This window comes from Sphingobacterium sp. UBA2610 (assembly GCF_002339225.1).
Classification (GTDB): Bacteria; Bacteroidota; Bacteroidia; order Sphingobacteriales; family Sphingobacteriaceae; genus Sphingobacterium; species Sphingobacterium multivorum.
Window position 1 is genome coordinate 87,660 of the sequence record NZ_DDKA01000005.1, and the last position, 22,779, is coordinate 110,438.

25 protein-coding genes are annotated in these 22,779 nt (G+C 38.3%); 13 read left to right on the forward strand and 12 right to left on the reverse strand.

The window, feature by feature from the left end; genetic code table 11:
- Window positions 1–3 precede the first annotated feature (3 nt).
- Both B4Z47_RS03800 and B4Z47_RS03805 read left to right on the forward strand, forming a co-directional pair.
- Window positions 4–870: an AraC family transcriptional regulator gene (locus B4Z47_RS03800; RefSeq protein ID WP_236560262.1), complete on the forward strand. Its 867-nt coding sequence runs from the start codon at window positions 4–6 to the stop codon at window positions 868–870.
- Window positions 871–1,060: 190 nt separating this feature from the next.
- Window positions 1,061–1,462, forward strand: coding sequence for a hypothetical protein (locus B4Z47_RS03805; RefSeq protein WP_070566934.1), 402 nt, complete (start codon window positions 1,061–1,063; stop codon window positions 1,460–1,462).
- Window positions 1,463–1,475: 13 nt separating this feature from the next.
- Here B4Z47_RS03805 and B4Z47_RS03810 read toward each other — a convergent pair whose 3' ends face one another.
- Entirely contained in the window at window positions 1,476–2,267 is a 792-nt protein-coding gene (locus B4Z47_RS03810; protein WP_070566935.1) for an NIPSNAP family protein, read from the reverse strand.
- A gap of 210 nt (window positions 2,268–2,477) precedes the next feature.
- Here B4Z47_RS03810 and B4Z47_RS03815 point away from each other — a divergent pair, with 210 nt between their 5' ends.
- On the forward strand, window positions 2,478–2,837 hold the full coding sequence (locus B4Z47_RS03815) for a response regulator (protein ID WP_046675074.1): 360 nt from the start codon (window positions 2,478–2,480) through the stop codon (window positions 2,835–2,837).
- A 306-nt stretch (window positions 2,838–3,143) separates the two neighbouring features.
- Window positions 3,144–3,656 (forward strand): GNAT family N-acetyltransferase, encoded by a 513-nt coding sequence (locus B4Z47_RS03820; protein ID WP_046675073.1) that lies wholly within the window; start codon window positions 3,144–3,146, stop codon window positions 3,654–3,656.
- A 105-nt stretch (window positions 3,657–3,761) separates the two neighbouring features.
- Here B4Z47_RS03820 and B4Z47_RS03825 read toward each other — a convergent pair whose 3' ends face one another.
- The 3 genes from B4Z47_RS03825 to B4Z47_RS03835 all read right to left on the reverse strand — a co-directional run bounded on the left by B4Z47_RS03825 (window position 3,762) and on the right by B4Z47_RS03835 (window position 7,517).
- Window positions 3,762–5,594, reverse strand: coding sequence for a cytochrome-c peroxidase (locus tag B4Z47_RS03825; protein WP_083295992.1), 1,833 nt, complete (start codon window positions 5,592–5,594; stop codon window positions 3,762–3,764).
- Window positions 5,595–5,628: 34 nt separating this feature from the next.
- Window positions 5,629–6,975 (reverse strand): acid phosphatase, encoded by a 1,347-nt coding sequence (gene acpA / locus B4Z47_RS03830; protein ID WP_070566937.1) that lies wholly within the window; start codon window positions 6,973–6,975, stop codon window positions 5,629–5,631.
- Window positions 6,976–7,133: 158 nt separating this feature from the next.
- Entirely contained in the window at window positions 7,134–7,517 is a 384-nt protein-coding gene (locus B4Z47_RS03835) for a winged helix-turn-helix transcriptional regulator (RefSeq protein WP_070566939.1), read from the reverse strand.
- A gap of 311 nt (window positions 7,518–7,828) precedes the next feature.
- On the opposite strand from B4Z47_RS03835, the gene B4Z47_RS03840 reads away from it, so the two are divergent.
- Window positions 7,829–8,512 (forward strand): YceI family protein, encoded by a 684-nt coding sequence (locus B4Z47_RS03840; RefSeq protein WP_070566941.1) that lies wholly within the window; start codon window positions 7,829–7,831, stop codon window positions 8,510–8,512.
- A 141-nt stretch (window positions 8,513–8,653) separates the two neighbouring features.
- On the opposite strand, the gene B4Z47_RS03845 is transcribed toward B4Z47_RS03840, so the two are convergent.
- A complete protein-coding gene (locus B4Z47_RS03845; protein ID WP_070566943.1) occupies window positions 8,654–9,697 on the reverse strand; it encodes a hypothetical protein in 1,044 nt (347 codons plus the stop codon).
- A 71-nt stretch (window positions 9,698–9,768) separates the two neighbouring features.
- Window positions 9,769–10,374 carry a hypothetical protein gene (locus B4Z47_RS03850; protein WP_070566945.1) on the reverse strand — a complete coding sequence of 202 codons (606 nt, stop codon included), beginning with the start codon at window positions 10,372–10,374 and terminating at the stop codon, window positions 9,769–9,771.
- A 278-nt stretch (window positions 10,375–10,652) separates the two neighbouring features.
- Between B4Z47_RS03850 and B4Z47_RS03855 the strand changes: the two genes are divergently transcribed.
- On the forward strand, window positions 10,653–11,144 hold the full coding sequence (locus tag B4Z47_RS03855; RefSeq protein WP_070566947.1) for a GNAT family N-acetyltransferase: 492 nt from the start codon (window positions 10,653–10,655) through the stop codon (window positions 11,142–11,144).
- Between the two features lie 95 nt (window positions 11,145–11,239).
- Here B4Z47_RS03855 and B4Z47_RS03860 read toward each other — a convergent pair whose 3' ends face one another.
- Window positions 11,240–12,688 (reverse strand): DUF2931 family protein, encoded by a 1,449-nt coding sequence (locus B4Z47_RS03860; protein WP_070566948.1) that lies wholly within the window; start codon window positions 12,686–12,688, stop codon window positions 11,240–11,242.
- Between the two features lie 363 nt (window positions 12,689–13,051).
- Between B4Z47_RS03860 and B4Z47_RS03865 the strand changes: the two genes are divergently transcribed.
- From B4Z47_RS03865 to B4Z47_RS03880, 4 genes are all read left to right on the forward strand, one after another.
- Window positions 13,052–13,516: a GNAT family N-acetyltransferase gene (locus B4Z47_RS03865; protein WP_254667721.1), complete on the forward strand. Its 465-nt coding sequence runs from the start codon at window positions 13,052–13,054 to the stop codon at window positions 13,514–13,516.
- Between the two features lie 279 nt (window positions 13,517–13,795).
- Window positions 13,796–14,275 (forward strand): hypothetical protein, encoded by a 480-nt coding sequence (locus B4Z47_RS03870; RefSeq protein WP_070566950.1) that lies wholly within the window; start codon window positions 13,796–13,798, stop codon window positions 14,273–14,275.
- Between the two features lie 85 nt (window positions 14,276–14,360).
- Window positions 14,361–15,524 (forward strand): PepSY-associated TM helix domain-containing protein, encoded by a 1,164-nt coding sequence (locus tag B4Z47_RS03875; protein ID WP_070566953.1) that lies wholly within the window; start codon window positions 14,361–14,363, stop codon window positions 15,522–15,524.
- Between the two features lie 93 nt (window positions 15,525–15,617).
- Complete coding sequence (locus B4Z47_RS03880) at window positions 15,618–15,950, forward strand: winged helix-turn-helix transcriptional regulator (protein ID WP_046675064.1); 333 nt, start codon at window positions 15,618–15,620, stop codon at window positions 15,948–15,950.
- A gap of 2 nt (window positions 15,951–15,952) precedes the next feature.
- On the opposite strand, the gene B4Z47_RS03885 is transcribed toward B4Z47_RS03880, so the two are convergent.
- Window positions 15,953–16,411, reverse strand: a complete 459-nt coding sequence (locus B4Z47_RS03885) for a VOC family protein (protein WP_070566955.1) — start codon at window positions 16,409–16,411, stop codon at window positions 15,953–15,955.
- Between the two features lie 382 nt (window positions 16,412–16,793).
- Here B4Z47_RS03885 and B4Z47_RS03890 point away from each other — a divergent pair, with 382 nt between their 5' ends.
- Entirely contained in the window at window positions 16,794–17,417 is a 624-nt protein-coding gene (locus B4Z47_RS03890; protein ID WP_070566959.1) for an HPP family protein, read from the forward strand.
- 81 nt (window positions 17,418–17,498) lie between these two features.
- Here B4Z47_RS03890 and B4Z47_RS03895 read toward each other — a convergent pair whose 3' ends face one another.
- The 4 genes from B4Z47_RS03895 to B4Z47_RS03910 all read right to left on the reverse strand — a co-directional run bounded on the left by B4Z47_RS03895 (window position 17,499) and on the right by B4Z47_RS03910 (window position 19,801).
- Entirely contained in the window at window positions 17,499–17,762 is a 264-nt protein-coding gene (locus B4Z47_RS03895) for a hypothetical protein (RefSeq protein ID WP_070566961.1), read from the reverse strand.
- Window positions 17,763–18,017: 255 nt separating this feature from the next.
- The gene (locus B4Z47_RS03900; RefSeq protein ID WP_046675059.1) at window positions 18,018–18,425 is read right to left on the reverse strand and encodes a VOC family protein; all 408 of its coding nucleotides are present in this window, start codon (window positions 18,423–18,425) and stop codon (window positions 18,018–18,020) included.
- Window positions 18,426–18,553: 128 nt separating this feature from the next.
- Window positions 18,554–19,075 (reverse strand): hypothetical protein, encoded by a 522-nt coding sequence (locus tag B4Z47_RS03905; RefSeq protein ID WP_070566963.1) that lies wholly within the window; start codon window positions 19,073–19,075, stop codon window positions 18,554–18,556.
- Window positions 19,076–19,147: 72 nt separating this feature from the next.
- A complete protein-coding gene (locus B4Z47_RS03910) occupies window positions 19,148–19,801 on the reverse strand; it encodes a Pr6Pr family membrane protein (RefSeq protein WP_070566966.1) in 654 nt (217 codons plus the stop codon).
- A gap of 187 nt (window positions 19,802–19,988) precedes the next feature.
- Between B4Z47_RS03910 and B4Z47_RS03915 the strand changes: the two genes are divergently transcribed.
- Window positions 19,989–20,732 carry a LytR/AlgR family response regulator transcription factor gene (locus tag B4Z47_RS03915; RefSeq protein ID WP_083295993.1) on the forward strand — a complete coding sequence of 248 codons (744 nt, stop codon included), beginning with the start codon at window positions 19,989–19,991 and terminating at the stop codon, window positions 20,730–20,732.
- Window positions 20,729–22,648 carry a sensor histidine kinase gene (locus tag B4Z47_RS03920; RefSeq protein ID WP_286726846.1) on the forward strand — a complete coding sequence of 640 codons (1,920 nt, stop codon included), beginning with the start codon at window positions 20,729–20,731 and terminating at the stop codon, window positions 22,646–22,648. Before B4Z47_RS03915 ends, B4Z47_RS03920 begins: the two co-directional genes overlap by 4 nt.
- The last annotated feature ends 131 nt before the right edge of the window (window positions 22,649–22,779 follow it).

The following is a 22,779-nucleotide window of genomic DNA, read 5'->3' on the forward strand; positions in this document are numbered from 1 at the left end:
AGCGTGAATCCGTCAGCCTCAAAAAAAAATAATACCATCCCATTAAATTCATTTCCTAATGAGTTTAATTCGGGAATGGCTATAAAAAGGAATGCTGTCAGAAATTTAGAGTTAGATAAGATAAGTCAGGCACATCGTGATGATTTCTACTTGTTTTTTATTCTTGAAGAGGGAAATGGAATATTTGAAGTAGATTTTCAGCGCTATCAATTAGGCTCCTCCGCCGTAATGATCATCCAGCCTTACCAAGTACATCGGGGTTTAGCTATGGATTACAGCGCTTTTAGTGTCTTAATGATCAGTGTAGAAAACCTAAACTCAGACTACGTAAACGCGCTAAAGGATATTACGACGATTGCTCCCATCGAAATCGATCAGGATACAATGGCGGTCTTATCCCAGACTGTAGACACCTGTTTAAAAATCAACGAAAGAAGACATGAAAAACTATATACTGCACTAATGAAAGATAGCTGCAATACCATCGCGGCACTTATTATCTCGCAGTATTTAATCCAATCAACTAAAAGTGATGCACAGTCTAGATTCGAACTGATCAGCAAACAGTTCAGTTCACTGTTAGATAAAGATTTTATTGACATTAAACAGCCTAGAGCATATGCAGAGAAAATGAAAATATCAACGGCCTATCTCAATGAATGTCTCAAAAAAACAACCGGAAAACCCGTTACTTATCATATTCAGCAACGCGTTGTATTAGAAGCAAAACGTTTGCTCTACCATTCAAATAAATCTGTAAAAGAAATTGCAGTAGAGCTAGGTTATGACGACTATCCATATTTTTCACGTCTATTTTCAAAAGTAACCGGTATGACAGCTCTTACCTTTCGAAATAGGAACCTTGAATAGTCCAATATTTACCACTTTTTATCTCTTTTAAACTAGAGCGAATTGGTATTTCTTTGTGTTAGAAAGCTTGGTTCAGCCCGTCGTTAGCGACAACTCGAACAGCGTCTTTAATGATTATCTAAATCCGACAGAAAGGAGATTGTAGTCCATTAAATATCAAGAAGAACACCACAAATAAAAGAGAAAAGGAATGAGATATTTTATCGCTGAGCCCGTCGGGCATATCAAAAAAGATTTATTTTTTGAAGTCGCAAATTTTTTTTGGGACAGTGGAAATGAAGTTGCTTTAGGAAAAAACAGGATATGCGACTGTGAAAAAATGCAACATGATGACTACGATTACACCATTTCATTAGTCCCTAATAACGAAACTGTTGAATCCTTATTTAAAACACACTACACCATCCTAGGCAAATATTTTGACAAAATTAATAACAGCAATCCGATGCTAATATTAGCAAATACCGGCATTTATACGAATGCCCTTCCCTATCCCCATAAGATTTACAGTTTTGAAAAATTGGACAAACAGGCGTTAGCCAGCTTTTTTGACTGGTGCAAAAAATTCAATTTGTTTGTTAGGAGAAGATAAACAAGTTCAACCACTAAATATCAGAATATGCAGTGGGATATAACAGTACTTTTATACTTTTGGAAACGTTATTCTGATATTGCGGTAAATCCTGCATTGGTTTGTATAAAGGTCCAAAATCTTTCCAATGTATATTCCGATCTTCCATGTTCTCAAATGCCGTCAGATACATCAGGTTGGGCATTGTGCTACCAGCAATCACCTGTCCATAAAAAACAGCATTAAAATTCAGTTTTTTGAAAATATCGATCTCTCCATTGTTAAACATCGCTATCTTATTTGCAGAAAGCTGCTCGGTTGCGGCTTCATAACTGCGTAGTTCATAAATGCGTTTATTTTTTTCAGCAGATAATTTAGGAAGCGCCGATTTGGGCATTCCTTCAAATGCTTTCATCCATATTGTCTCCAACCTTTTGAAAGGAGGATTACTATAACCTGCCTCAATATAAGCCTTTCCAGCCTCCAGGTATTTTTGATCTTTGGCAAGCCGCTGATCCAAATTAACCAGCAAACTGAAGTCTGCAGCACTGATGAACACATAAACCAATCTATCTTGACCAGCAGCATTTTCTAAGGGCTTAAATACCCCGACCTCTTTAAATCCCAATTTATGCAATGCCGGCAAATACGCCGATTCAAGATACTGATCAATGACTTTCTCCTGCTCATCGTTCTCATAATGATATACTTTCAATTGAAAATACGCTTGTTTCGATTTCTCAAAAGCGAACAGGCAATTTCCTGCCATGATAAATAATAGCGGCAATATGAAATGCCAATTGGAAATAAAAATGTATTTTTTCATTAGAATTCAGGACAACATTGGATATTAATTAAAAAATAAAGATAATACTATTTTTGAAAGTTCAAAATTAGACTAACCCAGCAAATTAACTCCCTTTTTCATCTTTATATATCGAAAATACGGGTTTATACTTATTAGAATCGGTATTTTAACCTTATTCTCGCAATAGCTTTTTATTTAATTTAGCTCCACCTTTTTTAAAGCTGCAACATGTCAAACAAAACAATACTTATGTTGGACGATGATAAACATGTCCTTGAAATATGTACTATAATCCTCGAAACAAATGGCTATAATATGGCGGTCTCTGAAACGTCTCATGATATTATCGAAAAAGTAGAAGAGGTACATCCTGATTTAATTTTGATGGACAACTGGATACCCAAAATAGGCGGTGTAGAAGCCACACGATTGCTCAAAAATCATCCCTTATATTGCAATATCCCTGTCATCTATCTATCCGCTAATACCGATATCGAAACACTAGCTCAGCAAGCCGGAGCAGACAGCTATCTCGCCAAGCCCTTTGATTTAGAAGACTTAGAAAATAGAATAGCCGAACTACTGTAGTTCCTAATCTTATAATTCAGCATCTTTACATATTTTAGCACCATTACGGAAATGCTACTCCTGAAACTTATATTTTGATGTCCTAATTGCGCATAAGGCCACATTGAAACGAATAGGATCATGTGTTGCTTTAATACAATTGCGGCTTGCTCAATTGCAGGCATATATAGTCGTAGTTGTCGCGCCATAATCATCGGGAATCAGCAATTGAGAAGGAATGCTATACCACATTTGAAGTATAAATAATAATACATACTTTCGCGTTATAGTATTAGAAATAATCATTAAGACAGCATTAATTACGTTATGTCAGAGCCCGTTTTAGCATTTCAATCAGGTTCATTCCATATCCGTCAGCTTGCAGAGAACGAATCTCCACTTTACAAAGCGATGCGTATCGAGTCAATTCAAACCGAACCTACACTTTTTAGACGGAGCACTCCTCCTGAAATAGAACTATCTGACTTGGATTGGGCAGAACGCATAAGATACCCACGCATTGTTTTTGGTCTTTTCGAAAATGAAAAAATGATTGGGATAACCAGCATGCTGCTGTTGAATAAAGAAGAGGCCTACTTTGGTCAGTCCTTCATACAGCCGCTGTACAGAAAATTAGGTCTATCGAGTCTTTTGTATAAAATAAGAATGGCGTGGGCCACCGAGAATCAATTAAGAAAACTGACGATAAGCCATCGTGAAATAAATATGATTTCGAAAGCCGCTATCCAAAAAGCCGGTTTTCATTATAGTCATAAAGAACTTGTGCAATGGCTCGACGGAACAACTGGCTACTCCATGTATTATAGTTTATTCCTATAGTCAGTAAGGCTAACTAACTTGACTGTTGATCAATCCCGGCAAACCAAGATATGGTAAAAATAACAGCTTTTCCATCTTGAATGCGTATATTGAATCGTAGTCATTTTATTGGCTTTCGAGACTTTCCATAAACGCAATAATATCTTTCATTTCCTTTTCACTCAGATGCAAATTTTCATCTGACAATGTCTGATTGGATAATTTGATCCCCAGTCCTGCCCCACCCCCATTATTATAAAATTCCATGACCTCATCCAACGTCCGATAGATCCCATTGTGCATATAGGGAGCAGTTTTCTTTACATTCCGGACAGAAGGTATTTTAAAAGCATATTTATAAGAATCAACACCAATGATATCATAGTAGCCTAAATCCGAATCCAGCACAGAATCTTTCATGGATTTTGGAACTCCTAGGACTTCGACTTCGCTCTGAATAAATTTGGGCGGTGTAACACCGTTGAATAAAGGCAGGAAATGACAGGTCGCACATTTTCCCTTGCCCATAAATAAATTAAACCCATTCACTTCCGATTTGGACAATGCGTTCTTATCCCCACGCATATAATCATCAAATCGGCTATTGATTTTGGTCAGGCCACGAATGTAAGAAGCAAGTGCATTGCTTACCTGCTCTGCTGAGATTGGGCCATCCACTGTATTGAATGCTTTATTAAATAATGACCGATAGATTTTATCCGAAGAAACATATTGAACGATATCAGTTACCGAGCCGTCCATTTCCTGCTTATTACCAATGACATCGTGTATCTGATCTTCCAGCGTCAACGAACGCATATCATAGAAGTAGTTGGACTGTAAGGCCGCATTGAGCAAAGTAGGCGTATTACGTTTGAGCAAACGTCCCGAACCATGAATGTCCACTTGCAAGTTCAACCCATCTGTAAATGCAAGGTCCGGATGATGGCATGAAGCGCAACTTCTCGTATGTGTTCCTGACAAAGCAACATCATAAAATAATTTCTCTCCCAGTACGGCCTTTTCATTGCTGAAGTGAAATTTTGGTCCCGGGCTAAAGGCATCTACATTAAATGCATTCAGATCAAACATCGTATTGACGTCTTGCCGAAGCATTCGATTGTATCTGATTTTAGGGCCAGGCAGATTACGTTCCAACTGTGCTATCTCTGTACTGATGTTGTTGGCAAATTGGGTAATGAATTGCGCTCTATCGAACGATTCAAATTCCGCGTGTTGTTGCAAATATTTGATCGCCCCTTTAAGCATCAATGTTAGCGTTTCTTTTCTACCTTCATATTGCAAAAGAATTTGCTGTAGGCTGCCTAACGCCATAGAAGACTCGATCATACTATTTCGAGAAAGTGCATTATCAAATCCGGTAATCCCCAAAGATATAATCCGAAATACTTCAAGTTTCGAAGCATCCAAAATGCGCCAATCCTCCAATTGATGATCTTCAAAATAGGAAATCAAATAATCCGTATTGGTTATCAAATGTTCGATTTCACGAATTAGCTTTTGCCTATTGCTATTATCGTAAGTGGGATAGATAAGCTCTTCAATCACCTGCAATCCAATAGGCTCCACCCCTCTAGCCAAAGAGGGATCCAACAAATCCGCATTTTCAACTTCCTCCACCGGAGGTCCATTTAACCTTCTGGATAGATCTGCAGTAAAATACTCCGAAGCCCATTCAAACTTTTTAAAAAGTAGCCTTGTCGTCAAAAAGGCTCTTCTGAGACGTAGCGTATCCACCGTACCTTTCTGTACTTCGGCCTGCAGGGTATCCTTGATATATGTCTTAAAAGAAAGCATCTGATCCAGTAATTCTTTCTGAATCAGATGCTCACGGGCATTACCCTCTTTTTGTTTAGTATAAACAGGCTGCCCTGTAGTAAATCCGAGGGTAAATACTATTGCAACCAATAAGATACAAACGACAACCTTTTTACACATAGTTCAATTTCCTATCTCTCGATATAAAAACCGACTATTTGAAAACGAGCGCATTTCTAAAGGGATTTGCTTTTTTATCCCTTTCAGCAAGAGGCTCTATTCCCCAGCGTTTTTCTATAAATGAAAGGATGCTCACTGTCTCATACGGCGTATGATCCACTACACCACGCTTAGCAAATGGTCCAATGACAATTGCCGGGATTCGGCTACCAGGTCCCCAGCGGTCAACGACGGGTGGGTTAACATGGTCAAAAAAGCCACCAAATTCATCGTAGGTCAAAATCACCAACGCATCTTTTGCATTCGGTCCCTCCAATACAGCATTGATCAAATTAACAGCAAGTTGTTCTGATGAATAGACTGCCGAACTTCCAGGATGCTCATCATTGCCCCCACCTGGTTTAACAAAAGATACACTAGGAAGCGTTCCTTCTTTTGCGGCCTTGATAAAATCGTTTTGATCCTTCATGTGTTGTCGTCCTTCCTTACCATCCTCATAATTAGCAAAATATAAAAAAGGCTCATGATTGTAGGCAAAATTATTTTTACGTTCGGCAACAGCGTCATCCCAGCCTTCTGAATACCAAGCCCAACTTACATTTTTCGCTGTCAAGCGATCGCCAATGGTCGGCATAGTCTGAGAAGGTAATAATTTGGAAGTATCAGATTTCGCAGGATAAGGTTTGTTGCGAGAAAGCACATGATTGATTGCATAACCATCTGGCGTAACTACACCATCTTTAATCATCTTTCCATTTGCATCGAGTTTAGCAACCATTGAGCTTGGTGCATCAGGCCAAACAGGAATAGCCGCAGAAATCATATAAATATGATTTAAATAGGATCCGCCGAATACACTCTGAAAGAAATTATCACATAATGTATAGGCTTTGGCAAACGGATACAAAGGTAGCTTCTCTGTATTGTAATAGCCCATCGCTAAACCTTTGGAATCATTATAGAGTGCAAATTTATCCATCTTTCCACCATTGATCTGCAATTGATTATGATAAAACCGATGTGTAACATCGGGCGTCGCCTTATCCGAAGGTACATATTGGTCTATATTAAAAAATTGATTGGGTAGATTGGTTGGAAAGGAATTGTTACGTGGAATTTCGGGGAGGTATGGGTAGGCTTCACCATTCTCGTCTACCTGTAAAAAATCACCCTTTCTGACATTCGCTATGCCATTGGCTCCCTTGAATTCGCCATAAAGATTGTCAAAACTATGGTTTTCCATATAAATAACAACCACATGGTTAATTTTTTTGATACCTTCATCAAAGGGAATCTCTTGGTGTCGGGCGTTTTTGGTAACTCCGCAACTGCTGATACTCAAAACTCCAAGAGACAAATAAAGTAAGTGTTGTAACCGCATCCTGTCTTCTTTTTAGTAGGTTAGACTGTAATTTCTAGAACAAACTTACAATTATTATCGTTTTCATAACCTATTATCAAAGGGATTTGCTACCAACGTATCAGGTTCTTTACAGGCATCCTCCCTCTTATCACTAAAAGTAAAGGCGTGTTTACATACTAGGTCGTTGCTTCCAGTTCCCCATTCTTGTTATAAAGCTTACTTCGGTAAGTTATACCCCATTTAGTAATCTCATCGATGATTGGGCCCAAAGTTTTTCCGCATTCGGTCAATTCATACTCCACCGTCAGAGGTTTGGTATTTAATACTGTTCTTCTGATCAGCTGGTTCATTTCTAAATCCTGCAGTTCTTTAGACAACATCTTCGCACCTATCCCCTCAACTTCGCGCAGCAGTTCCATAAAACGTAATTTCTCAACCAACAATAAGGTACCTATAATATGAAATTTCCATTTTCCGGCCAAAATCTCCATGGTATCGTTAATGGCCAACACACGTGTTTTGCATGCACCTGACGACGTTAAAGTTGCTTCCTTTTTCATTACATTATTTTTTTATTCATGTACGCTCTACCCTCACAGGCTTCCTTATCCCCGATACGATCAACGATAAATGAACACACAAGCAAAGCTTGGTGCCACTGACATGATTTCTTTATTCTTACAAAAATACGCATTTATAAAGTTACAGACCACTATCTTTTTGGAAAGTAGTTTCTTTAAGGAAACTGATACCAAAAATAAACTATCTATCATCTACCTTTGTATCGACAACATCAGCAGTTGCAAATTGGCACAGTTGATGCGGCAAAATATAAAGTGTAAAAAACATATAAAAAATAAAACGATTAAAAATGAAAAAGCAATTAATCTCGGGTTTAGCCCTTATCCTGTTGTTAGCTTCTTGTCAAAATACAAATGGCGACAAAGCAACAACAACAACTGCTCAGGAAGTAACTGAACAAAAAGGACAGACTTACACTGTTGAAGCAGATAAAAGCTCATTAAAATGGACTGGTTACCATAAAGGCGGTTTAAACCCAAGATATGGTGTTTTGAAAAGCGAAGGAACACTTTCAGCTGAAAATAACGCAGTTACTGGTGGTACTTTCACTATCGATGTCAATTCTATTCTGACAGATACAGCTTCTGTAGATCCTGCGACATCCGGTGGCAAAAAATCATCAGATCTGGATGCACATTTAAAAAGTGCTGATTTCTTTGACGTAGCAAAATATCCAACTGCAAAATTCGAAATCACCAAAGTTGGCCCATTTGATGCAGCGCAAGGAAAAAGTGTTGTTGCTGATGCGACAAATACAGTTAGTGGTAACTTAACCATCAAAGATAAAACGGTGAATGTAACTTTCCCTGCAAAAATTACTTTCAATGGTGATGAAGTAACATTCTATTCTAAATTTACGATCCAAAGACAAGATTGGGGTCTTACATACGGTACAGAAGGTAACCCTCAAGACTGGATGATCGCACAAAACGTTGACATTGAACTTAATGTCACTGCAAAAAATGCGAAATAGATTTCGATAGCGCTTCGTCGCTCTTAGCAAATAGATTAATCCGGTAGACTCTACTTGATTAATCTATTTGATTTAAATAACCTCCGAATACGAGATCATCTTTATTCAAGACATGGATCAAATGTGAATCTCCCTTACTTTTCAGTGTGCTCTAATTTTTTTTTTCAATCGCTGTTTTGCCTTACGAACGGCTTCCACCGAAACACACAGCAATTCACTCATACTCGCATTACTTAAATCCAATTTGAGCAGCGCTAATATCTTAAGATCATTCTCGGTAACCTTTGGATAAGTTTGCCGCATTTGTGTCAGATAAGCGGGATACACTTTGTTAAAAACATGTTTGAATTTTTGCCACCGCTCATCTGTCATAATGTGTTGCTGCAAAAGCGCATTCAAATTATCCGTAACCTGCGTGATGTACGCCGGATCAGATTCGGAGATCTTCGCCACCTCCTGCCTAAGTTGCTGGATAACGACATCATTCTGGCGGATGGTGGCTGTAAATTCAGTCAAAGAGTTTCGTAAAATCATTAGCTCCTGATCTAGCAATTGTTTTTCATCGGCAAGCGCAAGTTGGTCTTTTTCTAGTAAAGTATTCCGCATCTTAATTTTAATTTTCGACTTATTGACCAACAATACAATTATGGCAAAAATCAAGAGAAGAACAATGCCTATAAACTGATACATGCGTTTTGTCCGAATCCGTTTTTCTTCAGTAGCCTGTATAGTCCGATTGTATTTTTCAGACTCCCTTTGCCACAGCATTTTCTGTATCTCTTTATCATTCATCCTTTTTTCCAACGAATCTTTCAACATCAGATACAAATGCAATTGCTTAAGCTCCTCCCCTCCACGTCCTAACCCCCGCATGATGTTAGACTTGGATTTTGCTAATTCTACTTTATATTTTAAAAAATAGGGCTTATCTTCCATCAAACTTTCACAGGTCATCACATATTGCTCAGCCAATTTCCATTCTTTCAATTCGATATACCAATTGGCTAAATTGAGATTTGCACGCATCGCATCTTTCCGCTCATTATAACGCATAGAAAGCTCAATATTTTTCTTAACTAACCCAATAGCTTTTTCCTTTTCACCTTTTCGCCATGCATGATCTGCTAAATTACCCGAAATGATACCAATCCAAACCGAATCTTTCGCCAATTTAGCTTCATCCATTGCGCGATTCAAATAGGTAAAAGCTTGGTGATCGAGCGAGTCCTTTGCTAGATATACAGCAATGGAATTGATCAGATCGACACGTTCCCGTGCAGCCGGCGTGGTAAAGGTAGCGCTTCCTCTAAATAAGCAACAGCATTTGCCTGTTCACCAATGTAGCTGTAGAAACTCGCCATAAATTGGTAATGCTTGACTACCATGGGGATTTTTTTGATAGTAACTTTAGATTTTAAATCATTCGCTCGTAAAAAGAACGGAAATGCTTCCTTTACCCGTCTATAGATAAAGTTGTAATATCCTTCACGGGCACAACCCAACATTTCTAATTCAGGATCTGGATGTACACGGAGCAACTGCTCAGCCAAACGATAATAGCGCTCAGATGATGAATTTATGCGATCAAACGCAATTGAGAAACCGTCAGCCATACGCATATAATAAGCCCATTTTAAAGCAACACTTCTTTTTTTGTCTGCCAATTCCAAAAACGGCGCCAAGGCATTTTTCAATTTTATCGTATCACCATCAAACCTAATAGGCAACTGAAGAGCAGCCTCCAGTTGGACAACAGGGTTTTTAATTGCAGCTATTTCCACTACAGATTGCCCACATACATGATTAAAGTTGCTTGACAATACCAAAGAAACGAATACAAAAAAATAAAATATGGTCTTCATGCTTGAAAAAGGTCAATTTCAACGCTCTGTCTGCCTATTGGCATAACCGATAAATTAATTTCAACAATTCTGTGAAATTAATACGCAAAATCCTCCGAGAAAATGGTTAATACTGACTTATTGTTCGTAAATCGGATCGCCGACTTGCGGTTATAAATATAATATTTATAACTTTAACATAATTACACGTTTTCATTAAAATTTCGCCTTCTTTTGATACCACTGCAACCCATTAGGTTTGGCATATCAAGCCTTTTATTCAACACTTTTTCCAAAAGATGACCAAAATTCAAACAAAAACAATGGGATTGATTCTCCGAAAAGGAGTATTGCAAGATCTGCAAGAAATGTTAATCCTATTTTCTGAAACTATTGCGACTGTATGCGCAGATAATTATAATAACGAGCAAATTGCAGCATGGGTATCGTCCGTCAATAATCATGGCCGTTGGCATCGGCTAATCGAAGATCAGTATTTTATTGTAGCTATGCTAAATCAGAAAATGGTTGGGTTCGCTTCCCTCAATCATGGAAACTATGTCGATGTCATGTATGTCCATAAAGATTTTCAACGCCAAGGGATTGCTCAAAAACTTTATACTACATTGGAAGATGAAGCAAGAAGACTAGAAAGAACTTTCGTGACTGCTGATGTAAGTAAAACCGCGAAACCCTTTTTTGAGGCAAATGGATTTAAAGTTATCGCTGAGCAGATACAAATAAGAACTGAAGTCGAAATACCAAATTATAACATGAAAAAAGATCTGTAGATTCACTTCCAAATTTTAGAAATGCTCCCCATAGTCGATTACTTCAGTTTTCAAAAGCAGCTTACTTTCACTATCGGTTCTTAATGTCGCTGTTGCTATGTTAGTCTTTGTGTCAACACTGAACTCCAGCATAGCCCCAACGTCCTTTTTGTCATTAAAAAATGAAGCGAAATTCTTAAATGTCTCAGTTTCATCAAACAAAAACCGCGCAGCACATCGGTTATTATGTTGATCATACCATTTAATGTACACATCTTTGGGAATACCTCGAGATGCCATGTCCATATCCCGAAGACGCTCATCAAAGACAAATCGTTCGGAATTATAAAACTCCAAGTCCGCATCAAATGCTTTTCTGTCAGAAGACAATACAAATTTAGGCTGTACAGGATAACGTTGCCGTAATTTATCCCAGTAGCCATAGGGAATAGATTTATTTGCAATGGCTTGTTGAACATCCGAAGGAATAATCGATAATCGGACAATACTTGATCGCGCCATTCCTGATTAAAGACATTACCGTACGCTCCATTATCTTTGGATGTATCCGTAGCATGGATCACTACTTTTTCGGCTTGATAACGACCGATTTCGACCTGACGACGTCCTGTCCCACTGGCCCATACTACAAGTACACCGCCAGGAGCAAAACCCAAAATAATCTTATTATAATGTTCATCATTAGTTTTGATCGCTCCTTTTTCTTGGTATGGTGTACTGAACAACCTCCGCAATTTACTATAATCAATCGGACCGTTCATGCGATAAAAAACATCTTCAGCAAAGGAATACCAAGTAACGTCTAATGCCTTAGGCAATGACATCACCTGCTCATATGTACCGCCTCCAGCTTGTCCCCACACGGCGTTATAGTTTACGATATTGCCTTCACTAAATGTAAATTCATAATCTTCATCTTTCGGAAAGATAAAACGGCCACTATATAACTGGACGGGATAAGCTGCTGGATTACTCATCGCACAGAACCATTTATAGCGCCCTTCTCTGATATTATCTTCTTGTGTTAGGCGTTCTTCCCTGAGGTCATTAAACTCACGTATTGTCGTTGAGAACGCGAATATAATCGGTAGTAAAATAAGATATCCAAGCAAAGTCGGAACCAAATATTTCCAGGATTTTATTGCCCATGTGATAATCACGCTACTAAAGAATGTCAGGAAGATACTGAGTGTTAAAATCAAAGGAAACATTTCCTTAATCACTCCCCCTAAATCTGCATAAAGCCGATGCTCGTATTCATCACCCCAGGTTGATAAAAAAAGAAGTACCGGAAGCAATAAAGAAAATAAGCAATAAAAAAGAAAACCATAGCCAAGTTCAAAAGCGAATTTTGGTTTCTCTAAGACCTTTAACTTCTTCCGAAAGAAATTAAAATAGAAATAAATCAAAGCGATAACAATAAAATAAGGCGAACAGCAAAATGCAGCATAAACCATATTTAGATCTGCATTCTGTACAAGTAAGGTCGCAATTAGGCTGATGATAGCAACCAAAAAAGCAGAAACTGTCGCTCTTATAATCATTGTAATTTGTTTTTAATCCAAAAAAAGCTGCCGAAAGCCGTATAACTGACAACAACACGATTCAAAAATAACAAGAAATGTCTTATGAATATAAGCCGATCAATATTCAAATACATTGATCAACTATTCGATCCAACGTGGACAATATATTTTTTTCACAAGAAGGATTTAATTAACTGTTATTCGTTTTCGTCAGGATCGATACATTGAGCCATTTCATATTACATTCAATAAACGGTCGACTTTATCCCCTCAGCGAGATATCGCTCGTTATAGTAAAATTTCTTCGAAAAAAAATCCGATCAAAAGCCCTTTAACGAAAATCATTTAAGTTTACTAACTTCGCTTTTATTCTTCAAAAAAATGGATATACATCATAACATTATAAGTGCCCAAGAAAGTGACGCACATTATGTCCCTGAAATTATGCTCCAGGCAATGGAAGACATTATATTTCGCTTTATCAAAAAAGAAGATCGAAGCGAGGCTGTAAATTTCTTAACGCAGCTCTTCAAGCAAAAAGGTAATCTCTATAGTTATGAGCATACGTTTGTCGCAATTGACGACAATGGACATATTTTAGGCTCATTAACCGGTTACGATGGTGATCGATTTATTGAATTAAGACAGCCTATTTTGGATCATATGAAGGAACTGTACAATAATAATTTGATTCCAGAAGCCGAAACAGCTGGCGACGAATTTTATATCGATTCAATTGCGGTTGCTCCCATGGCACGGGGCAAAGGTATCGGAACAGAACTTTTAAATTATGCAATTACACATGCCAAGCAAAATGGTTTTAAGAAAGTTTGCTCGTCGACCTAGAGAATCCCAATGCACAAAAACTCTATGAAAGGATTGGTTTCAAACTCGGCAAAAAAACTCCTTTAGTAGGGGGCGAATATTATCACATGTATATTCAACTTGATTAGATACGGCTTTTATCTAATTTATCGCCATTTCAGGCCTTATCCCGCTAATCAGTATCTTTTGAGAAGAAGTCCAAGCAGCTCTGGCAGACAACACCAATTAGATCAGACATAACCACTGATCAATTGGCAAGGATTTTGTATTCTAGAAAATAACTATGAAAATTTGGGAATAATGAAAAAGCTAATTTCAATTGCGGTGGGCTGTCTAAGCCTAGTTCTGGTGACGCCAGCTTTAACACAAGCACAACACAGAGGACATGACGACCATGGCTGGCATGGCAACAAGGACCGTGAAAAATACATTCGAAAACGGGAAAAAGAGTACGACAAATATGTGCGCGAACGCGATAAGCAAGATCGCAAATACTGGAAACATGCATACGAACATGATCATGGCCGTCCAAGATGGGCTAGCGCACATCACTACGACATGAGACATCATGTGTACTTTAGCGATTACAAAACATTCTATGATCCTTATCGGGGCGGATATGTCTATATGACCAATGGCCGATGGAACTTTTCTGTGAATGTCCCTTCTTTTCTAGTGAATGTCAACTTAGGAAATGCTGCGATTCGTGTGGTCAAAGATGTACCTCTTGACAGAAGACCAGAAGAGTATTACGACGATAATGAGGATTGGGACGATTAACGGTACGATTAAACTTTACGTTTATTTAGAATAATTACTGATAATACTATATTTTTGCGCTGTTCATCCGATTGACAGCGCATCTATGACACATAAAAGAGCTAAACAAAAAAGCCTAAAAAATATACTTAGAAAATTGCATCTTTATTTGGGCTTATTATTTGGTATAATCTTTTTTACTGTTTGCGTGACAGGGATGTTATTGAGCTTTGAAAAAGAGCTTACCCCACTTTTATGGCCGAAAGAACAGCAGGTAACTGTACAAAGCAATCGTCTTTCCCTTGCACATATTTCCCAAAAAGCCGAAGCTATCTTTCCGGACAAGAAGTTGTTTCGCATCGAAATTCCAGCAGATCCTTCCCGTAGTTTCCGTATTCAGTATGGACAAAAAAAGACCGGATACTGGTATGCATATATAAATCCTTATACAGGAGCACTATTATCCAAAGGTCGGCAGAGTGACCGTTTTTTTCAAAAGACTTTGGATATCCATCGTTTTCTTCTCGTCGAAAAAATCGGAAGTACCCTAACTGGAATCTCAGCTCTAGCGGCTTTCTTTCTTGCCCTAAGTGGTATTTACCTGTGGTGGCCAAAAAATAAATCCATGCTCAAACAACGTGTAACGATAAAAATGGCAGCCTCTCTCAGAAGAAAAATCTGGGATTTTCACGCAGTGGGCGGTTTTTACGCATCTTTGTTTTTAATTATTTTTACCTTGACGGGATTGACCTGGAGTTTCGATTGGTACAATAAACAATTCTATAAAGTATTGGGTTCAACGCAAAAATCAACAAAAGAGAAGATCAGCAACATCAACAATCAGGCTTTTTCAGATTACCTCGTGCTGGATACGATCTATCAGCAGCTAAACAGCCTATATCCCAGCTCTGGAAATATAATTATCACGTTTCCTGAAAAGAAGGACTTAGCTTTTGCACTAACTAAGGAAAATTTTTCAAATGCAACTTTACAGATCAACCAGGCTTTCTTTGACAGCAAATCCGGACAACTACTTAAAAATAACCCTTTAGAAAAATTACCTTTGGCGCAACAGGCTCAACGTATGATGAAATCTATTCATATGGGGTCGATATTTGGATTACCTTCTAAGATTATTGTATTCTTAGCCGTTACACTAGCCGCTTCTCTCCCCATCACAGGAATATGGATATGGTTGAACAAAAGAAGAAAGAAGAAACCGTCAAAAAGCCAAAAGAAGAAAGCAATTCAACTTCAAACCATAGCATAGCGTATTATCCTTATTTTTAAACTTATTCAAATGAATTCTTATATCAGACACACGACTAGATAATAATAGAAGAAATGATCGATATTAGCTGCTATGAAAGACCGCAAAGAAAATTCGACGAATGCAATCAATGAAAAAGCATTACAACAGTTCTGTAACGCCTCCAAGACGCTGGCATTATTCAGTGGCCGATGGAAGCTTTCGATTCTATTCAAACTCCTGGAGCAGGATACGAACTACTCGGAATTCAAAATTCTCCTGCCCCAAGTCAGCGATCGTACACTCGCAAAACAATTGAAAGAATTACAACTGGACGGACTCATTCAAAAAGACCGAAGTAAAACAGCATCAATCTATTCGCTGACCGATAAAAGTCGTAAACTAAAACCCCTATTGGCGGCGCTTTCCGGGTTTAACAACGACTAACCTTAACTAAAATCAACACGCTCCAAAAACTCAATCACTTCCCCATTCGGACTGTAAACGAGGCTATTTCGCACAAAAACATCTTTTTTACCTTGGCTGAGTATGAGTTGAAATACTCCATCACTCAAATCTTGAGCACCATGGGCGATAGCCTGTATTCGGGCATCTTCGGCGTCTTCTACCGTAAAACACAGATGAAGTAGCGCATTCTCGACATATTCCTCCCCTTCTATACGCCTTCTTCCCTGCGTTGGAATAGTAGCATTCTTATCACAAATTTCCAAATAATAGCCAATAGAGGCATTAAAAAGCATAGCACAACGTTCTAAATTAAACTCGGGTAATGACCATTCATGCACAATAATAAAACCGAGATTTTCATAAAATCCAATTGTCTTATCAAAATCCTGAGCCTTAATCGACAGGTGGTGAAAACCCAAAATATTATCTTTCAATTCCATAAAGTATATTTTTTGAACAAAACTAATGTGTTTTTCTGGAGACTGGAACAACTTACAAAATTGTAAGTTGGGCTGGTGGCCATAAAAGAGTATACGTTAAAACTAGCAGTATTAGAGGGAGATTTTAAATTATAGCAGATAGATTTTATTATTTTAATGTACTTTTGCCCATTAAATTTCTCGATCTGAACAAGGAATAAAAGCTTTGTAACTACCATGAGTCTATAAATATGAGGTATTCATTAGACATCATTTCGATGGACTTTACTGTCCAAAGTATGGTGACATCCAACATAAGAAATCGGATGTTATAAATTCTTCAAAAATCGAGATAGAATACGCAAAGTTTAAAGCCCTTAGTCTATATATATTTGCAAATAAAATGAAACAGCATCTTCACCGACAATTACGGATCTATAGATATGTGATCTATAGAGAGACGTTAGTCGATCCTTGGGAACATTTTTGGTCATTTATTGGCGCCTTTGTAGGAATATTTATTATCGCTTATATCCAATCTCTTCATTTACCTTCGCTGGAAAATATCTTTTTGATAGGCTCCTTCGGAGCTTCCTCGGTTTTGGTTTATGGTGCCATACAAAGTCCACTTGCCCAACCCCGCAACTTAATTGGTGGGCATGTTGTTTCTGCAATCGCCGGGGTTACCGTTGCACAGCTCCTTCCCGATATTATCTGGCTGACCGCTCCCTTCGCCGTGGCCTTGTCCATTGTTTGTATGCAGCATACACGCACGCTACACCCTCCTGGTGGAGCAACAGCACTCATTGCCGTCAGCAGCGGAACAAAAATTTCAGCGATGGGATATTGGTATGTATTAAGTCCAGTACTATCGGGTTGCATAATTTTATTCCTGGTGGCTCTGATCTTTAACAATATCACGAAAAAGAGACATTATCCTGTAAAAAAATCACGTTTGCGCCGCTCAAGAAGACAGCATTTAAAAACCCGTTTTGAAGCAAGCAGGAGCCCATCGAGTCTTGATTAAAAGTCTTTATGGTCTATTGAATAACACGATCTAAAACTAATAAAGGATAGCGTTTTGGGTAGACGCCCAAACGCTATCCTTTTATGATCGCTTCTTTCCGTCATCTAAAACAGTTATTATAGCCCGATAAATTCCATACAGAAGGAATAGTAAACTCGTAATTGTAAGCCCCAAATACTCCACCACCCAAGCAATAAGTATGGCGACCAAATGGATTTTACCATTCTCCGGTTTAAATGCGGCACCTGAATAAACGTAATAAGCGATGGAACCAAATATAAGAATCCATATTATCGCATAAACATAATGAAGCGGATTTTTGCTGAGCTTTCTATTTTTAAACATATGTCAAGTTTTATGATCTAATACTGATCCGCTTATCTAACACGAACGAGCATTTCGTCAAATGTAGGGTGCACATCCGTTTTTGACAAGCCATAACTATAATTCGCTTACCCTGATTTAATATTCGTACTTCCTATAAAAAATCGCCCGCGGCAATGGTCGGCATACACTTGCTTCGCTACGTTAAAATCAAAAGAAAAAGTCCCTTACATTACTGCAGGGACCTTGCTTCCACCGATTATTCCGTTGTGATTTTTATGCGGTTGGAAATTTGCTCATATCCATGTAAAATATCTCCCAGGTATGCCCATCAAAATCTTCAATACTTCGCTGTTGCATAAAACCATAGTCTTTCATTGGCGTGGGTTCTATACCGCCAGCTTTCAGTCCTTTATCAACAATTTCGTTCACACGATCCAGACCAGAGACAGCAAGTGAAAATAGTCCTGCGATCTGTTTTTTTGTATCTGCAAGCGGTTTTTCCGTAAATGTTTTAAACTTATCCGGAGATAAAAGCATAACAAAAATATGCTCACTCCAAACCATACATTTACCTTGCTCATCCGAAAACTGAGGATTGTTCGTAAAGCCCAATTGTGTATAAAAATCCATTGACTTATTCACATCTGCTACCGCGAGATTTATAAATATCTGTTTCATCATTTAAAGTTTAATTGCTACTGATCTAACAAAGATGAAAATTTCCGTCCAAAAAAAACTTGGCCTATGCGAAGATTTTTATTTAGCATCAATGAACTGGTGGAATAGCTAAATCTTGTTTGGAAAGCTCGTTACTTGGAGAGCTCATTCAATTCAGCCTGCGAAAACACATGCTCGCCTTTTAGATAACCATTCGCTTCTTTCAGATAGGTATATATTACTTCTCGGCCCTTTGGATTGGGCAATTTATGTAAATTTTTGACCAAGAAATCTTTATCACGCAATCTATCTTTACCATAGCTTAAAAAAGATGGTGCGTGCGTCTGCACGCTCCAACGAATAAAACGTAAATCGATATTGTCAGGGTATTTCATGATCATTTCTTCGAGGAGCTTTTTTCCTTTCTTGAATTGCCCCAATTTTGTAAACGGGTTGCCCATATGTTTTGCCCATAATATCTCATAAGCCGCGAGATAACCCTTTTCTGTGGCGGAATTGGCAGCTTTTTCCAATAGTTTCAGATTCGTTTCACAGAGCTTTTTGTTTTGAACAGCAGTCGCGTACTCGGCTCTCATTTTATCAACATCCACTTGACCAAAACAACAAATCGCACATAATACCAAAGAGACACAGATAAAAAATCGTATAACCATTTTTCAATTCAATTAAAGTAAAAAATAAACGCCGTTTTGTGATATAACAATATCGAAGAGCTTTGAGTTTTCTTATTTTTTAATCCGTTGAGAACGCCGTTTGTTTTGCCACTTTCCCAATACAATGAGCAATGTACCAATGACGATGAAAACCAACGTTACTCCAAAGCTGTTCAAAATAACCCTGTCCATCCCCAATTCGGAAACATTGACAAAAGGATAGGGATAAAATCCAGAAAACGAACCATGCCACAACGTATAAAAAAGATAGACTAATGGGAAGATCAACCAATAAAAAATATGACTCCACCGGATTGTTCCCTTGTCCAAAAAACGCCACCAAAAAAGGAAAAAACTCACAGGAGCGAGCACATGCAATAATTCGTCAACCACCATTGATAAACCCTGAGGATGCGACAGAAAGCGAAGTATGGTATTATAGATAATTCCGACAATAAGAATATATAATGTTACGGCAGTAATTGTTTCGGGTCTAGTAAAAAATAGGCCCATTCGACTCTTTGACCAGCAAATAGTAAAAAAACAGCATAACATAACCATTACATTACTCAGAATTGTAAAATAACTAAAAAACTGAATAATATAGTCGATCCTGTCAAGCTTGGAGGTATGAGCACTTAAGATAAACTGTCCAACAATTGCAAACAAGGTAATTATACCAATGCTACCAGCAAAAACCGATTTTAATGACTTCTGAGCCTCCATATTTCTAGTGGTCTATACAATACTAAATATAAAAATTTCAACTGCTATTTGGAATTTTAAATGATCAAATCCAATTCACCCCTACTCGAATCTTAAATCCAGATTGTAAATAATTGCAACGAATTGTAAATGGATTCAGTTTCCTTACTTACAATTATTATTTTTATAGGGTATAAAGTATTGATAAATGATCAGAGTAGCCATTATCGAGGATGAACCCGCGGTACGCAAAGAAATCAGCTATTTAATCCAACAGGAAACTGATGTTGAACTTGTTGGCTGGAGTGATACGGTGACAAATGCTGTAAAATTGATTGAAGAGAAACAACCAGACGTTATACTCATGGATATTCAACTCCGTGATGGTACAGCATTTGACATCCTAAAAAAGCTAATCGCTATTCCACAGAATATTATTTTCATTACGGCCTACAATCATTTTGCAATCAAAGCCATCAAATATGGTGCTTTGGATTATCTTTTGAAACCGGTCGATCAAACCGAATTAAACGAGGCATTAGAACGTTACCGGCGTAAAAGCGAAAACAATCCCCAATGGATGCAGCGTTTATCAATGGTGCAGGAAGCTTTACACGCCAGCGAACTTCCCGAAAGCATCGCCTTGTCTTCCATACACCATGTACGTATCGTCCCCGTTCACAACATCGTGTACTGCAAAGGAGACGGTCCCTATACTTTTTTCTTTTTAAATGATGGTACAAAGGAGTTAATTTCTAAACCCCTCAAATATTATGAAGAATTATTGCCACCGCCCTATTTCTTACGCACCCATCAATCGTATCTTGTTAATAGGTCACATATTTCTGGTGTCAATCGTTCCGAGTATATTGTCTTAAAGAACAAAGAGGAAATTCCGATTTCATCACGCAGAAAAAACTCGATCTTAAATCAGCTGTTCCCTGAAAAATGAGCCTATTGAACCGCATTTTCCCTTGGCTGCTACTGTCTTTGTTTTCGATCGCTTGCGCTCGAAAGAATGACGCACTGTCGCCCGATCATGATGCTATTGCCGCAGAGATTAAAACGCTGGAGGACCAAAGATTAAATGCAGCAAATGGGGATTCCATCAAACTTGCCTGGTTAAAGTTAGACCAGCATGCCACCGTAAAAAAAGACACGGTACTCGCTGCCCGTGTAAAATATTATCTAGCACGACTCTATGCTATGAGTGGCCAAGATTCGGCTCTTTTTTTTGTTCAACAGGCGCTCGAACTCATTGAACTCACCACCGGAAACGCTAAATACAAAGCTCTTATTTACAATGGCATAGGAAATATCCGCAGCATAGAAGCAAAACAACGCGAAGCGGGCTATTATTACAACAAAGCCGCCACGATTGTTTTGTCGGATACCGCATCAGGATTGTCAACCGAAGCGAAATCAGCGATATTACTGTCCGCTGCCCAAAACAACTTGAGCTCCTTTCAGTATAACCTTGCAGAAAAAATGAATCGTTCGGTACTCCCCCTAATTGATTCGCTGCCTGAAGGACACATTAACCGACAACGCGTATTGGTACAAATGATCCAGACGCTGAATACTTTACAGCGGCCAGCAAAAGATATTGCCCCCTTCCTTCATCAACTCGAAGAATTACATGCCAAAAATCCAGACAAATACAACATTAGTTTTCTATATGATTCGAAGATCCAATACTATGAAACGGCTAAAAAACCGGACTCCATTTTACATTATGAGTTGCTAAAAATAGCGATAGATGAACGTTTGCACCAACAAACAGCGTCCTCTATATTGATGAACAATTTATTCGTAGACTACAGTAATGTTGCCGCAATCTATGTTTCATTAAATAAGCCGGCCTTGGGAGAAAAATTCATCCAAAAAGCCAGCAAACTTAAAGCGCAGTTTCCAAAATTAATCTTTCCCAACAACGAAATTACATTTCAAAACAGTCTAGCAGCCGTCTATCGCTTGCAAGGAAAAAATAAAGCCGCAATAGACGTATTGAATCATCTTGTGCAATTACAAAGGGGTATTTACCAATCGGAGAATACACAAGCGATCGCAGAAATGAATGCCCTATATCAACTCCAGGCGAAGGATCAATCTATTCGAATACTGAACGAAAATATCAAGATCAATAAACTCCAGCTACAACAAAATCGTTTAGGGCTGATCATATCCTCGCTCGCGGTTATTTTATTGATCATCATACTTTTCTTCCTATATTACAGTTTTCGCCAGCGCCGTTCCATACAAGAGAAAGAAAAGGTCTTGTTGCAGCAGCAGTTGTTGCGCACACAGATGGAACCGCACTTTATTTTCAATACCCTTTCCGCTGTACAGAGCTTCATGCGCCTGGATAAGAAGGAAAATGCCATCAAATATTTAAATCGTTTCAGTCGACTACTACGCAGCAATCTCGAATTAAGCCGTGAAAACCTTGTTCCATTAAATGAGGAACTGGAAACCTTAGAAAACTATTTGATCTTGCAGCAAATGCGTTTTGAAGATGCCTTTCATTACCATATCACACAACCTGAAGATCAAGATTTAAGTGCGGTCATGCTACCACCAATGCTCATACAACCCTATGTTGAAAATGCAATTCTGCATGGCATAAACCTCGAAACGGGCGATGGCAGTATCGACATCCAGTTTACGTTATCTGAAGATATCCTACAGGTGACGATTAAAGATAGTGGTAAAGTAAATCCAGACATTCCTGTAATTAACCATCGTTCACTCTCTGGGACCATCAGTCGTGAACGCATGCAGCTGTTGGGCAAGAAAGCAAGTGTACAGATCACCAAAAACCCAACTGCTGGTACCACAGTCATCCTTCATATACCAGTGACATATTAATGGCAAACAAAGGAATATTTAACGTCCTTTCTAGGTTCTACTGCAGTGAAAATTTCAGGAAAACAATACAGAACTTGCAAGACAACACGTATTTCAACAGAAATCAGAAAAAAGAACCATGTTGAGCCAAA